This is a genomic window from Rohdeia mirabilis, assembly GCA_007750655.1.
Taxonomy (GTDB): Bacteria; Planctomycetota; UBA1135; order UBA1135.
The window spans coordinates 2,651,410-2,664,919 of record CP036290.1 but is presented as its reverse complement, the minus strand read 5'-3'; the positions used below and the strand labels follow the sequence as shown (position 1 = coordinate 2,664,919).

11 protein-coding genes are annotated in these 13,510 nt (G+C 69.6%); 2 read left to right on the top strand and 9 right to left on the bottom strand.

Annotation, left to right across the window (positions count from 1 at the left end; translation table 11 throughout):
- Nucleotides 1-35: 35 nt before the first annotated feature.
- The 9 genes from rfbD to moaC form a co-directional block, all read right to left on the bottom strand.
- Complete coding sequence (rfbD, locus tag Pla163_RS09935; RefSeq protein ID WP_145187304.1) at nt 36-938, bottom strand: dTDP-4-dehydrorhamnose reductase; 903 nt, start codon at nt 936-938, stop codon at nt 36-38.
- A 1-nt stretch (nt 939) separates the two neighbouring features.
- Nucleotides 940-1,686, bottom strand: a complete 747-nt coding sequence (locus tag Pla163_RS09930; protein ID WP_145187301.1) for a sugar phosphate nucleotidyltransferase — start codon at nt 1,684-1,686, stop codon at nt 940-942.
- Nucleotides 1,687-1,696: 10 nt separating this feature from the next.
- Nucleotides 1,697-2,674 carry a GDP-mannose 4,6-dehydratase gene (locus Pla163_RS09925; protein WP_145187298.1) on the bottom strand — a complete coding sequence of 326 codons (978 nt, stop codon included), beginning with the start codon at nt 2,672-2,674 and terminating at the stop codon, nt 1,697-1,699.
- Nucleotides 2,675-2,694: 20 nt separating this feature from the next.
- Nucleotides 2,695-4,545, bottom strand: coding sequence for a glutamine--fructose-6-phosphate transaminase (isomerizing) (gene glmS / locus Pla163_RS09920; RefSeq protein ID WP_145187295.1), 1,851 nt, complete (start codon nt 4,543-4,545; stop codon nt 2,695-2,697).
- Between the two features lie 16 nt (nt 4,546-4,561).
- Nucleotides 4,562-5,518, bottom strand: coding sequence for a UDP-glucuronic acid decarboxylase family protein (locus Pla163_RS09915; RefSeq protein ID WP_145187292.1), 957 nt, complete (start codon nt 5,516-5,518; stop codon nt 4,562-4,564).
- Between the two features lie 192 nt (nt 5,519-5,710).
- On the bottom strand, nt 5,711-6,715 hold the full coding sequence (locus Pla163_RS09910) for a hypothetical protein (protein WP_145187289.1): 1,005 nt from the start codon (nt 6,713-6,715) through the stop codon (nt 5,711-5,713).
- A 4-nt stretch (nt 6,716-6,719) separates the two neighbouring features.
- Nucleotides 6,720-8,099 (bottom strand): acetyl-CoA carboxylase biotin carboxylase subunit, encoded by a 1,380-nt coding sequence (accC, locus tag Pla163_RS09905; protein ID WP_145187286.1) that lies wholly within the window; start codon nt 8,097-8,099, stop codon nt 6,720-6,722.
- A 17-nt stretch (nt 8,100-8,116) separates the two neighbouring features.
- Nucleotides 8,117-8,647: an acetyl-CoA carboxylase biotin carboxyl carrier protein gene (gene accB, locus Pla163_RS09900; RefSeq protein ID WP_145187283.1), complete on the bottom strand. Its 531-nt coding sequence runs from the start codon at nt 8,645-8,647 to the stop codon at nt 8,117-8,119.
- A gap of 162 nt (nt 8,648-8,809) precedes the next feature.
- On the bottom strand, nt 8,810-9,313 hold the full coding sequence (moaC, locus tag Pla163_RS09895; RefSeq protein ID WP_145187280.1) for a cyclic pyranopterin monophosphate synthase MoaC: 504 nt from the start codon (nt 9,311-9,313) through the stop codon (nt 8,810-8,812).
- A gap of 279 nt (nt 9,314-9,592) precedes the next feature.
- Here moaC and Pla163_RS09890 point away from each other — a divergent pair, with 279 nt between their 5' ends.
- Both Pla163_RS09890 and Pla163_RS18980 read left to right on the top strand, forming a co-directional pair.
- A complete protein-coding gene (locus tag Pla163_RS09890) occupies nt 9,593-12,181 on the top strand; it encodes a S41 family peptidase (protein ID WP_145187277.1) in 2,589 nt (862 codons plus the stop codon).
- Nucleotides 12,182-12,466: 285 nt separating this feature from the next.
- The gene (locus Pla163_RS18980; protein ID WP_419185772.1) at nt 12,467-13,480 is read left to right on the top strand and encodes a hypothetical protein; all 1,014 of its coding nucleotides are present in this window, start codon (nt 12,467-12,469) and stop codon (nt 13,478-13,480) included.
- The last annotated feature ends 30 nt before the right edge of the window (nt 13,481-13,510 follow it).

The following is a 13,510-nucleotide window of genomic DNA, read 5'->3' as shown; positions in this document are numbered from 1 at the left end:
TCGGTGGACCGAGGACGAGTGACCCGGTGCGGGTCTCAGGGTGAACTTTCGAGGTGGGCGGCGAGGGCGTCGCGCCACGTCGGCAGAGGCCCTCCTCGCAGATCGGCCAGACGGGCGCAATTCAACACGCTGAAGGCCGGTACGGGGGCTGGCCGTGGGAAATCGGCCGCCGTGCACGGAGTGAGATCCGGCGCGAGTCGGGCCAGTCGGAAGGTCTCCGCGGCCAGCTCGAACCAGCTCGCACGGCCCTCGCAGGCCGCGTGGTAGATGCCGTTCGCAGCCTCGAGGCGCGCGAGGTCCCAGAGGGCCGGCGCCAGGGCCTGGGTCGACGTCGGCGAACCGAAGTGGTCGTCGACGACGCGCAGCGGACGCCCCGCCCGCGCGAGCGCGAGCATGGTGCCCGGAAAGTTCTTCCCGCGCGGCCCGAACAGCCACTGGGTGCGCGCGACCACGCAACCGTCGGGATGGGCGGCGAGCGCGCGCTCCTCGCCCTCGAGCTTGGTGCGACCGTAGGCGCCGAGCGGCGCGGTGGGCGCGTCCTCGGTGTAGGGCTCGCTGGCCGTGCCGTCGAAGACGAAGTCGGTCGAGACCATGACCAGTCGTGCGCCGCGCTCGGCGCACACGCGAGCGAGCACTTCACAGGAGTCCGCGTTGGCGCGCCTGGCCGCCGCTTCGTCGGACTCCGCGCCGTCCACGTTCGTGTACGCCGCGCAGTGGATCACCGCGTCGAAGTCCCCCGCCCAGCGCACGAGCGACGCGACGTCCTCGGGCTCGGCCAGGTCGACACCGCCGAGCAGCGGGCGCTCGTCGCCCAGCTCGACCGGCAGGACTCCGCCGCGCACCGTCGCCAGGGCTTCCCAGCCGTCGGGTACGTCGAGCAGCACCTGGCTGCCGAGCATTCCCGCGGCGCCGGTGACGATGGCGCGTCGCTCCCCCACGTCAGTCGACGCGGTTGGCACCGCCCTTCGCGACCAGTTCACTGGCCCGCAGGAGCGAGTCGAACGTGCCCGCGTCCGTCCACCAGCCCTCGAGCACCTCGTAGGTCATCGAAGCGTCCTGGATGTACCAGTTGTTCACGTCGGTGATCTCGAGCTCGCCGCGTTCCGACGGTTCGAGCGTCTTGATGACCTCGAACACGCGCGCGTCGTACATGTAGATCCCGATGACGGCCAGGTCGCTCTTCGGTTGCTTCGGCTTCTCGACGATGCGCGCGACGTTGTCGCCGTCGAGCTCCGCCACGCCGAAGCGTTCGGGGTCGTGCACCTGCTTGAGCAGGATCTTCGCACCACCCTTCCCTGAAGAATCGGTCTGGGCGCGGAAGTCGGCGACCGCCTTGTTGATGTTGCGTTCGATCAGGTTGTCGCCGAGCACGACGCAGACCGACTCACCCGCCGCCCAGTGCTCGCACAGGCCCAGAGCCTCGGCGATACCGCCTTCGCCCTGCTGGTAGGTGTAGTTGATGTGCTTGAGCCCGAAGTCGCTGCCGTTGCCCAGCAGGCTCAGGAAGTCGCCTGACTTGCGCCCGCCCGTGACGATCATGATGTCCGTCACGCCCGCGTTCACGAGGGTCTGGATCGGGTAGTAGATCATCGGCCGGTCGTAGACCGGCAAGAGGTGCTTGTTCGTGATCTTGGTCAGCGGGAAGAGCCGCGTTCCGAGTCCGCCCGCGAGGATGACGCCTTTCATGGTGGGGTTCCTAGTGGCCGTGCTTGGGGAGTGAGGCGCCCGGTCCTTCGGTCCGGTACCAGTCGACGAATCGAGCGAGGCCCGTGCGGATGTCCGTACTGGGTGCGTAGCCGAGCCGCTCCTTGGCCTTGCTCACGTCGGCGTAGGTGATCAGGACGTCACCGGGCTGCATCGAGCGGCGTTCGACGATCGGCTCGACACCGCACGCGCGGCCGACCTCCTCGATCATCTCGGCCAGCGAGACGGTCTGGGACTCGCCCAAGTTGTAGATCTCGTAGCCGGCGCAGTGGTCGAGTGCCTTGACCACGCCGTCGACGATGTCGGCCACGTAGGTGTAGTCGCGGCGCGTCGAGCCGTCGCCGAACATGGTGATCGGGCGCCGTTCGAGCGTGGCGGCCACGAACTTGTGGATCGCCATCTCGGGCCGTTGCCGCGGTCCGTAGACCGTGAAGAAGCGCAGACAGCTGGTCGGGATCGCGTACAGGTGGTGGTACGTGAAGCAGTGCAGTTCGCCCGCGCGCTTGGTCGCCGCGTAGGGCGAGATGGGCTGGTGGATGTCGTCGGTCTCGCTGAACGGCGCCTTCTCGTTCGCGCCGTACACGCTGGAGCTCGAAGCGAACACGAAGCGCGTCGTCGGGCGCTGCTTCAGGCGTTCGAGCATCAGCAGCGTCGCCCGCACGTTCACGTCCTCGTAGTGCAGCGGGTCGAGCAGCGACGGGCGAACACCGGCCATCGCGGCCAGGTGGATCACGGCGTCGGGCGCATCCTCGACGAGGAGACGATCGAGCTGCGCCTCGTCGCGGATGTCCCCCTCGATCAGGCGCGCGCCCCGCTCGACGAGGCGCTCCGCGTTGCCGCGCTTGATGGCGGGGTCGTAGAAGTCGTTGAAGTTGTCGAGGACCGTCACGCGGTCGCCGCGCGCGAGCAGTGCCTCGCACACGTGCGAGCCGATGAAGCCGGCGCCGCCGGTGAGCAGGATGTCTGACATGTGGTTCGCAGGCGCCGGGGTCACTCGACCGTCACGCTCTTGGCCAGGTTGCGCGGCTTGTCGATGTCACAGCCGCGCAGGTCGGCGATGTGGTACGCGAGCAACTGCAGCGGAATCACGTTGAGCACCGGCGACAGCCATTCCGAGCTGTCCGGGACGACGATCCCCTCTTCCGCGAGTTCGTGGCTCGCGGCGTCGGAGCCGACCGAGATGACGCGTCCGCCGCGCGCCTTGACCTGTTCGATGTTCGAGCGCGACTTCTCGGCCACGGACCCGACCGCGTTGACCACGACCGTCGTGAGGTCGGGTTCGACGAGCGCGATCGGCCCGTGCTTCATCTCCCCCGCCGGGTAGCCCTCGGCGTGCAGGTAGCTGATCTCCTTGAGCTTCAGCGCGCCCTCGAGCGCCACCGGATAGTTGATGCCGCGGCCCAGGAAGAAGAAGCCCTTCACGTTGCGGTGGCGGTCGGCCAACTCGCGGACGTGGTCCTCGACCTCGGGCGCGAGCAACGTGTCGAGTCGGGGCCTCAGCCGCTTCAGCTCCTCGAGCAGGACGCGTCCGCGGGCGGCGTCGATCGAGCCGTTCGCGCGGCCCAGTCGCACGGCCAGCAGGTAGGCGGCGACGACCTGGGCCGTGAACGCCTTCGTGCTCGCCACGCCGATCTCGGGGCCGGCTTCGGTCAGGATCGTCGCTTCCGACTCGCGCACGACCGTCGAGCCGATCACGTTGCAGATGCTGGTCGCGCGCGCGCCGAGCTGGGCCGCGAGTCGCATGGCGCCGAGGGTGTCGGCCGTCTCGCCGGACTGCGAGATCGCGAGTGCCATCGTGTGCGGCGCGATGACCGGATCGCGGTAGCGGAACTCGGAGGCGAAGTCGATGTCGACGGCCACCCGCGCGAGTCCTTCGATCATGTAGCGGGCGATCAGCCCCGCGTGCAGCGCCGTACCGCAGGCCACGATCTGGACGCGCTGGATCGAACGCAGTCGGTCGTCGCTCCACCCGTCGCCACCCAACTCGACGTCGCCGGTCGCGGGCCGCAGTCGGCCGGCGATCGTCCGCGCCAGGACATCGGGCTGCTCGTGGATCTCCTTGAGCATGTAGTGCTCGTAGCCGCCCTTCTCCGCGCTCTCGGGCGTCCACTCGACCACGCGGATCGGGCGTTCGACGTCCTTGCCGCGGCGGTCGAAGATGCGCACGTCGCGCGCGGTGAGTTCGGCCACGTCGCCGTCCTCGAGGTACTGGAAGTCGTTCGTGTGGGGCAGGAGCGCCAGAACGTCCGAACCGATCCACGAGCTGTCGGCGGCTCGACCGATGCACAGGGGCGGGCCGTGCCGTGCGCACAGAAGGCGCGTCGGTTCGCCGTCGACGCCGCGCACGAGGAGGGCCAGCGCGTAGTACCCGGTGACCTCGGCGAGGCTCTGCCGCACCGCTTCGAGCGCGTCGACGCCCGACACGATGCGCCGCCCGATCAGGTGGGCGAGCACCTCGGTGTCGGTCTCCGAGTGCAGGACGACGCCAGCCGCCTCGAGCGACTTGCGCAGCTCCTGGGCGTTCTCGATGACGCCGTTGTGCACGAGCGCGATGCGCCCGGTGGCATCGGTGTGCGGGTGCGCGTTGGCGTCGGTGGGTTCGCCGTGGGTGGCCCACCGCGTGTGCCCGATGCCGACCGCCGAGCGCGGCAGCGGATCGTTCGCGAGCGCCGACTCGAGCTCGGCCAAACGCCCGGCGCGGCGCGTCACCAGCAGTTCGCCGTCCACGACCACGCCGATCCCGGCGGAGTCGTAACCCCGGTACTCGAGCGTCCGCAGACCTCGCACGAGATCGGGGACGACCGAGCCGTCGATCGTGAACGCTCCGACGATGCCACACATGGGAGAACGGGGCGGCCTACTTGGCCGCCTGCTCCTCGACGCGTCCGCGGAAGTAGTCGAGCGTGCGCTTCAGGCCGTCGTCGAGCTTCACCGTGGGCTCCCAGCCGAGGACGCGCCGGGCCTTGGAGATGTCGGGCTGGCGCACCTTCGGATCGTCCTGGGGCAGCGGCTTGTGCGTGATCTTCGAGCGGGATCCGGTCAGCTCGATGACCTTCTCGGCGAACTCGAGGATCGTCATCTCGGCCGGGTTGCCGATGTTCGTCGGCAGGACCTCGTCCGAATGCAGCAGGCGGTGGATGCCTTCGATCAGGTCGTCGACGTAGCAGAACGAGCGCGTCTGCGAACCGTCGCCGAAGACCGTGAGATCTTCACCGCGCAGGGCCTGACCCATGAAGGCCGGCAGCGCGCGCCCGTCGTTCAGACGCATGCGCGGCCCGTACGTGTTGAAGATGCGCACGATGCGCGTCTGCACGCCGTGGTAGCGGTGGTAGCCCATCGTCATGGCCTCGGCGAAGCGCTTGGCCTCGTCGTACACGCCGCGCGGACCGACCGGGTTCACGTTGCCCCAGTAGTCCTCGGTCTGCGGGTGGACGAGCGGATCGCCGTAGCACTCGGACGTCGAAGCGATCAGGAACCGGGCGCCCTTGGCGTGGGCGAGTCCCAGCGCCTTGTGGGTCCCGAGCGACCCGACCTTGAGCGTCTGGATCGGCAGCTCGAGGTAGTCGATCGGGCTGGCCGGCGAGGCGAAGTGCAGGACGTAGTCGAGCTTGCCGGGGACGTGGATGTACTCGGTGACGTCCTGGTGCTGGAAGTGGAAGCGCGGTTCGCCGAACAGGTGCTCGACGTTGCGCAGGTCTCCAGTGACCAGGTTGTCCATGCAGATCACCTCGGCACCTTCCGCGAGGAAGCGCTCGCACAGGTGGCTGCCGAGGAAACCGGCACCTCCGGTGATCAGGACGGTGGGCTGGGGCATCGGAACGGTCTTTGGTCTGGGCTTTGGTGGGCGGAGGTCGGCATCCCGAAGGGGCCCTTTCGACGCCCGTGGGGGGTCGAATGAACAGCGGGTGGCTCGATGGTCGTGGTCGCGCCGATCAGCGGTTCGATCGGCGGTGGTGTGATGCGCGGTGGTGGGATGCGCAGTGGTGGGATGCGCAGTGGTCGGGGATCAGGGGGATCCGCTCGCGTCGCGCGGCGCCGTGCCCGGGGAGGCGCCATCCGGCGGAGGCGCGTTCGTGGCGCTGTCGTTCGCGAAGGGCTCGGACGGATCGTCCAGCACGTGGACGCTGCTGCCGGCTTCCAGGTGCCACAGCGAGCCGAGGGCGTCGACGTCGATGGGTCCACCCGAAGCCGAGAGCAGGACACCCGATCCGCGCAGACCGAGTTCGAGCGGGCCCCTCCAACGCAGTTCGTCGCCGTCGGGCAACGGGAGCGAGCGGTCCAGTCCTTCGCGCGCGGCCCGCGCGTCGACGGCCACCCGATCGATCTCCACCAGGTCGATGCTCTGGCTGGGCCCGAGCTCGAGGCGCGTGTCCCCGAAGTCGAGTCGCGCTTCGGTGGCGCCGTTGTTGAACAGACGCAGGGGCCCGGCGAGCGTGCGCTCGAGAAGCAGCGGGCCGACGCGCAGACCCTCCGGCGCGAGCAGGTCGCACACGTCCTCGATGCGGATCCGGGTCCCCGGCGGCAGGTCGAGGCGCGCGCGGGTCGGTCGGAACAGGATCGCCGCCGGTTCGCCGCGCTCGCGCACTCCGACCCGCACGTGCCCCGAGTCGAAGACCTGCACGATCAGCGTCTCGCCCGGCCATGCGATCTCGGCGCGTCCGCCCGTGGCCACGTGGATCGACGAGCCCGCCGCCAGCCGCCGACGCTTGTCCACGTAGGTGAAGGGGATCGAGCCGACCGTCCCTGCGGGTCGGTAGCGCACCGGATCGGCGAGGCGCGTCACGAGCACTTCGTCCAGGCCCGGCCGGATCGACTCGAGACCGTCGGGCAGCGGTGTGACGACGGGCTCCATCGGCCCCGGCCAGACCTGGTGCTTGCAACCGGCACAGACCAGGGCCAGGGCGGCCAGGATCGGCGCGGCCAGGCGCGCGAACGAAGGGCGATCGAGCCCGGGCCCGAGGCGCTCGTGGTCGCAGGGCCGTCGCCGGAGTCGCTCGGAGCTGGCAGGCATGGTGTCAGCTCTGCTTCTTCTTGGACCGCACCGAGGCGGCGGCGCCCTGGTAGTAGCGATCCAGGAATCCGGTGTCGTGATCGCCCGCGAGGAACTCGGGGTGCTGGAGGATCTCGCGCTGGAGCTTGATCGTCGTGCGCGGACCCTCGATCACGAACTCGTCGAGGGCGCGCAGCATCGTGCGCACGGCCTCGCCGCGGGTGGGTCGGTGAGCCAGCAGCTTGCCGATCATCGAGTCGTAGTAGGGCGGGATCACGTAGCCCTGGTACGCGTGGCTGTCGAGGCGGATGCCCGGTCCACCGGGGGCGACGAAGCGCTCGATCCGACCCGGCGAGGGTTGGAAGTCGCGGTCGGGATCCTCGGCGTTGATGCGGCACTCGATGGCGTGTCCGCGGATCTCCACGTCGTCCTGTTTGAAGTCGAGCGGCTCGCCGGCGGCGGTGCGCAGCTGCCACTGGATCAGATCGATGCCCGTGACCATCTCGGTCACCGTGTGCTCGACCTGGATCCGTGCGTTGACCTCGATGAAGTAGAAGTTGTCGTCCTTGTCGAGCAGGAACTCGACGGTGCCGGCGTTGTGGTAGCCGGCCTCGCGGGCGATCGCGACCGCCTTCTCCCCCATGCGCTGGCGCAGCTCGGGCGTCACCGAGGGCGAGGGGGACTCTTCGATCACCTTCTGGTGGCGGCGCTGGACGGAGCAGTCGCGCTCGCCCAGGTGAACGATGTTGCCCTCCTTGTCGCCGAGGATCTGGATCTCCACGTGGCGCGGGTTCTCGACGAACTTCTCGAGGTACATCGAGCCGTCGCCGAACGCGTTCTCCGCTTCGGAGCGGGCCTGGTGGAAGCCGCTCGCCAGACTCGGGTCGTTGCGCGCGATGCGCATGCCGCGCCCTCCCCCGCCGGCCGAAGCCTTGATCATCACGGGATAGCCGATCTGGCGCGCGACCTCGAAGGCGTGGCTCTCGTCGCGCAGCAGGCCGTCGGAACCGGGCACGACCGGCACGCCCGCCCGGACCGCCATGTCGCGCGCTCGCGCCTTGTGACCGAGCGTCGCGATGGTCTCCGGATCCGGCCCCACGAAGTGGATGTTGCAGGAGCGGCAGACCTCGGCGAAGTGCGCGTTCTCGGCCAGGAAGCCGTAGCCGGGCACGATCGCGTCCACGTCGGCGATCTCGGCGGCCGAGATGATCGACGGGATGTTCAGGTACGACAGCGCGCCGGGACCGGGCCCGATGCAGATGGTCTCGTCGGCCTGTTCGAGGTACAGGGCGTTCTTGTCGGCCTCCGAGTAGACGGCGACGGTCTCGACGCCGAGCTCACGGCAGGCACGGATGATCCGCTGGGCGATCTCCCCGCGGTTGGCAACCAGGACGCGTTGGAACATGGGGCGCTCGCTCGCCTCTAGTTCTTGGCGACGAGGAAGAGCGGCTGGCCGAACTCGACCGGCTCGGCGTTCTCGACGAGGACCTCGACGATCTTGCCGTTCACCTCCGCCTTGATCTCGTTCATGACCTTCATGGCCTCGACGATGCACAGGGTGGAGTCCTCGTCGATCACGGTCCCGACGTCGACGAAGGGCGCCGAGTCCGGCGACGACGACCGGTAGAAGGTGCCGACCATCGGGCTCGTGAAGTGGAACGTGCCGGGCGGGAGCGGTGCGGGGCCCGCGGATCCTGCGGCGGCGCCCGTGCCGGCGTCGCCCTGGCCCTGCCCGTGACCTCCCATGCCGTGGCCTCCCATGCTCGGACCGCCCATCATCGGGCCACCCATGCCACCGCCTTGCAGGACGTTGACCAGGGGCGAACCCGAGTCACCGGAGCCGCCGCGCTTGAGGTGCACGCGCAGTCCGGCGTTGGCGTCGTCGATCTCCAGCTCGGTGAGCTCGGCGCGCTTCATGATGCGCACGAGCGCGTGGACCAGCTTGATCTCCATGCGAAGGGGGGCGCCAGTGAGGCAGCCAGTGGGGCGTTCGGTCGGGGACGGGCGTGGGTCGGAGGATAGCGACGAAGGTGGCGGTTCTCCCCTGCAAAGCGGCGTCGCGAGGCCGTTTCGGATCGCCGGAGCCTCGGAATGGGAGAGAAACGGACGCGGAGCCTAGGGCTCGGTGGCCCGCCAGTGCCCGCGCTTGCCCCCCGTCTTCTCGAGCAGGCGCACGCGCTCGACCGCGATCCGCGGGTCCAGGGCCTTGGTCATGTCGTAGACGGTGAGAGCCGCGATCGAGGCCCCGCAGAGCGCCTCCATCTCCACGCCGGTGGCCCGCCGGCAGCGCGCCGTGCAGCGGATCTCGAGCCGTTCGGTGTCCATCCGCTCGATCGTCACGTCCACGTGGTCCAGCTCGAGCTGGTGGCACATCGGGATCAGCTCGGCCGTGCGCTTCGCCGCCAGGATGCCCGCCACGCGCGCCACTTCCTCGATCGGACCCTTGGGGCCTCCCTCGTGGAGCACGCGCTCGAGCAGGTCGCCGGGGAAGTGGACCAGGGCGCTGGCGGTGGCCGAGCGTTCACCCGGAGACTTGCTCGACACGTCCACCATCCGGGCGCGGCGCGCGCGTCCGTCGGGGCCGTGCTCCACGTGACTGAGTCGGTGGTCGTCGCTCATGGGGATCGAATCTACCCGCGCGTCCGTCCCCTCCCGACGGTCGAAGCACTTTGCACGACGCACCCCGCGAACTTCGCTCGTAAGGGGGGACGTCGACGGGGGTCGGCGGGAGCGGGCACCGGCGCGCGCTGCCGAGGTGGGCCGCCCCTGTGGCACGGGCCAGCTCCGGCCGATACTCCGTGGGGCCCTTCCGCTACCCTCGGCCCCGTCCGTCGGCTCCATCGCCCACTGGACCCACCGCAGTTGCGATCCGTCGCTGCGCGAACCCAACGCTCCTTCATGTCTGACCTCCAACGCCCGCTCGACGCCCGGACCACTTCCCGCCCGGTCGCACGCCTGTTCGTACCGGGGGCCGTTCTGGCCGCCTGCGCCCTGCTGGTTCCGGGTGCATCGCTGGCGCTGGCCGGGCACTCCGCGGTCCTCGCCCATCCCGTGGTCTCCCAGGACCGCCTCGACGAACTGACGAGCTTCGTCGACCGCCAACTGGCCGAGGCGGTGAGCGACGACCCCGGTCTCCTGTGGGAGCGAGCGGTCGGGCTGCGCGCCGCGGCCGACGCGCTGGGTTCGGGCCAGGTCGACGCGATCCTCGACGGGCGGCTGGCCGCGGCCCTCGAGCCGGGCGCGCAGCTCTTGGCCGTCGCGGCCCGCGCCCAGGGCGAGGGCGCCGACCTCAAGCTCCTGGCCGAGAAGCTCGTGGCCCTGGTGGACGGATCCAACGAGCGCGTGGCCGTGGTGGCGGCCGAGATGCTGGCGAAGCGCCTGTTCGCCGCGGCCTACGCCCGCCCGGAACGCCTGGAGCTGGCCGGCCGCCTCCTGGTGCTCGCGAAGAACCCCGAACTGGGCGCCCACGTCCGGGTCGCGACGGCCCAGTCTGCCCACTTCCTCGGGAGCACCACCGAGAAGCGCAGCGCGCGCGAGATCCTGCAGGACTTCCTCGACTCCACGCGCCCCGAGGTGCGCGGCTACGCGGCGCTGGCGCTGGCGGCGACGGGCGAGTCGATCGCCGGTCGCCTGCAGCTCGAGCTCGACGCCCTGTCCCGTCTTCCGGGTGACAGCGCGCGTCTGGCCGAGGCCTACATGCGCATCGAGGACATGCGGCGCGTCAGCGAGCGACGGGTCTCCGACATGCAGCGCCGCATGAACGAGAACCTCCTGCCCGACGAGCTGTCGCGCTTCCAGGACGTCCTCGACATGATCGAACGCCGCCACCTCGACGGCAAGCGCTTCGATCGCGGCCAGCTCGTCGACGCGGCGATGAACGGGATGCTGCACCTGCTCGACGAGCACTCGACCTACTTGAGCCCCGACTCGTTCGCGAAGTTCATCGGCGAACTCGAGGCGGAGTACGGCGGCATCGGCGCCTACGTGCAGATCGATCCGTCCGACAACCTGTTCACGATCACGCGCCCGATCTACTCCGGACCGGCGTACCGCGCCGGCCTGCAGTCCGACGACAAGATCGTGCGCATCGGCGACTGGCCGACGCTCGGACACCCGTCCGAAGAGGTCATCAAGCGCCTCAAGGGCGAGCCGGGAACGGACGTCGAGCTGTACATCTGGCGTCGCGGGATGGACGTCGGGAAGATCGACCGGCCGGACGAGACGATGATCCACGTCATCGAACGTCAGGCGATCCACGTCCCCGCCGTGCAGGCCGACATGCTGCCCGGCGGCGTGGCGCTGATCGAACTGACCACGTTCAGTCGCGGCGTCGGTGCGGAACTGGCCGCCACCGCCGAGCGCATGCTCGAGGGGGGGGCGACCAGCTTCGTCATCGACCTGCGCCGCAACTCCGGTGGCCTCCTGAGCGAGGCGGTCGAAGTCGCCAACGTGTTCCTCCCCCGCGGCACCCCGGTGGTCCACACCGAGTACCGCGAAGGCCCGCGCCAGACCCTGTCGACGCGCCGCGACGCCGTGGTTCCCGCCGACGTGCCGGTGGCCGTCCTCATCAGTCGCTTCACCGCGTCGGCTTCCGAGATCGTCGCCGGCGCACTGCAGGACCACGAACGCGCGGTGCTCGTCGGCAAGCGCAGCTTCGGCAAGGGCTCGGTGCAGAACCTGCTGCCGCTCGAGAACAGCCCCGAGGACCGCTGGATCGACGCCAACAACAACGGCCTGTACGACGCCTGGGAGAAGATCGAGGTCGACCACGACGGCGACGGCGAGTTCGACTTCGCACCGCGCGTCAAGCTGACGATCGCCCGCTACCTCCTGCCGTCCGGTCGTTCGATCCACCGCGAGGTCGACACCGACGGGACGATCCTCTCCGATGGCGGAGTGCGTCCGGACATCGAGGTCGACGAGGACCGCATCGAAGGTTGGCGCTGGTCGGAGATGCGGCGGGTCCGCGACGAGCTGCGCCTTCCGCGTGAGTACGCGGACACGCACTGGGAGGCGAACCGCGAGCTGTTCGCCGAGCTCGCGCGCACGGACTTCCACGATCCCGACCTGTGGCCCGACTTCGACGAGCTGTACCTGTCGAACAAGACGGCCCTGTCGCGCGAGGACCTGCGTTCGTTGCTGCGGGCCGAGGTGCGCCGCCGCGTCCAGGACGAACGCGGAGCGGCCTTCCCGCTCGGCGACTTCCAGGAGGACAGCCAGGTCCAGAGCGCGATCGAGCAGGTCTACGAGCGCGCGGGCAAGGACTGGTCACAAGTGCGCGAGTTCGCAGCCAGCTTCGCCGACCCGGCCGCGGCCGGAGCGGACGACGAGCAGGACGGACTGCTCGCCCGCGTGGCCGCGGACCGCGCTCTCGAACGTCTCCTCGATCGCCTGCGGGCGTCGCGCGAACAGGGCCTCGGACCGGAAGAGATTTCCGAGTTGATCGCTCTGATCGAGGCCCGCGCGGACTCGTCGACGGAGCACTGATCGGCCGCGAGGTCGGCTTCCGCGGCACCGCTCCGAGCTCGAGCGCGCCAGCCGAAACCACGCCGCGTCGCAGACTTGCGTAGCTGGCTCCGAGAGGACGGAGCGTCGCCCGAGGACGGGCGGCGCTCCGTCCTTCCACTTTGCGAGGTCCTAGGCGCGCCGCCCCCCCTGGTGCACTGGTATCTTTCTCGGTCGATTCTCATGGAACGAACGTGGCGAGACGCCTGCGGGCGCCACACCTTCGCTCCTCACCACCGACCAACGCTGTTCGCGTCCATACCTTCCATGCGCACGACTCTCTTCCTCGCGGCGACGATCGCCGCCACCGCTCTCCCGCTCTCGGCCCAGTCGCCGGCCACCGGCGGCCAGGGTGGACCCCTCGACGGCTGCGCGAAGTCCTGGGGCATCGACGTCGTCGGCGTGAACGGGGCAGCCGACGCCCTGAACAGCCCGGCCACGAACATCCTGGGCGACACGCCCGGCACGGTCTTCTCGCTCGCTCCCGGCGGCTGCATCTCGGTCTCGTTCGGTGGCGCGTTCACCCAGGACGGCACGCCGTTCTCGGACATCGGCATCGACGTGGTCGACCTTTCGGACTGCTTCGAAGTCGCCGTTCGTCCTTCGAACGTCGCGACCCGTGACGCGCTCGTCCTTGCGAACTGGGAAGCGGTCGGCGACGGCTACTACCGTCCGTTCGGCGTCATCGAGTGCGGCGATCAGAACTGGGACATCGACTTCTACGCTCCCGGCAACGCCCCGGGTTCGCTGTCGTTCGACGCGGTTCGCCTGTGCGTCGAAGGCACCGCGGTCGACGACGTCGAGTTCGCCCGCACCTGGGCCAACCAGGTCTGCCCCTGCGTGGGACCGGTCGCGACGATGGTCTCGAAGCCCTGTGGCTTCGGGCCGCTGGATCCGGTCTTCACCGCCGATCCGTTCGAGCTGTACACCTGCCCGACCCTGCGCGTCGAGACCCAGTTCCCGAACGTCCCCGGCTGGTTCTACATCAGCGCTCCGGCTCAGCAGGCCCTCAACGTCGGCGGCTGCGACTTCTGGCTCACCACCACCGGACTGGGGATCACGTCGTTCTTCAACACGGACAACGACGGCAACTTCGCCCAGAAGGGCCCGCTACTGATCTCGGCCTGGGCCGGTATCGACCTCGTCCTCCAGGCTCGTATCTGCGCCCCGACCTCGCAGTTCGTCGGCCCGTTCGCGCCCTACCCGGACTTCTTCTCGAACTCGCTGATCATCCGCATCGGCTGCCCGACCGGCCCGACCGGTGGGCCCGTCAACCCCTGAGTCGACGGCACGCTCGCTCGACGAGCGGCG

Excerpts from the sequence above, each read along its gene's own strand:
- Pla163_RS09890 (WP_145187277.1), top strand. The coding sequence starts at position 9,593 with ATGTCTGACCTCCAACGCCCGCTCGACGCCCGGACCACTTCCCGCCCG.
- accC (WP_145187286.1), bottom strand. The coding sequence starts at position 8,099 with ATGTTCCAACGCGTCCTGGTTGCCAACCGCGGGGAGATCGCCCAGCGG.
- Pla163_RS09930 (WP_145187301.1), bottom strand. The coding sequence starts at position 1,686 with ATGAAAGGCGTCATCCTCGCGGGCGGACTCGGAACGCGGCTCTTCCCG.
- accB (WP_145187283.1), bottom strand. The coding sequence starts at position 8,647 with ATGGAGATCAAGCTGGTCCACGCGCTCGTGCGCATCATGAAGCGCGCC.
- moaC (WP_145187280.1), bottom strand. The coding sequence starts at position 9,313 with ATGAGCGACGACCACCGACTCAGTCACGTGGAGCACGGCCCCGACGGA.
- glmS (WP_145187295.1), bottom strand. The coding sequence starts at position 4,545 with ATGTGTGGCATCGTCGGAGCGTTCACGATCGACGGCTCGGTCGTCCCC.
- Pla163_RS09910 (WP_145187289.1), bottom strand. The coding sequence starts at position 6,715 with ATGCCTGCCAGCTCCGAGCGACTCCGGCGACGGCCCTGCGACCACGAG.
- Pla163_RS09915 (WP_145187292.1), bottom strand. The coding sequence starts at position 5,518 with ATGCCCCAGCCCACCGTCCTGATCACCGGAGGTGCCGGTTTCCTCGGC.
- Pla163_RS09925 (WP_145187298.1), bottom strand. The coding sequence starts at position 2,674 with ATGTCAGACATCCTGCTCACCGGCGGCGCCGGCTTCATCGGCTCGCAC.
- Pla163_RS18980 (WP_419185772.1), top strand. The coding sequence starts at position 12,467 with ATGCGCACGACTCTCTTCCTCGCGGCGACGATCGCCGCCACCGCTCTC.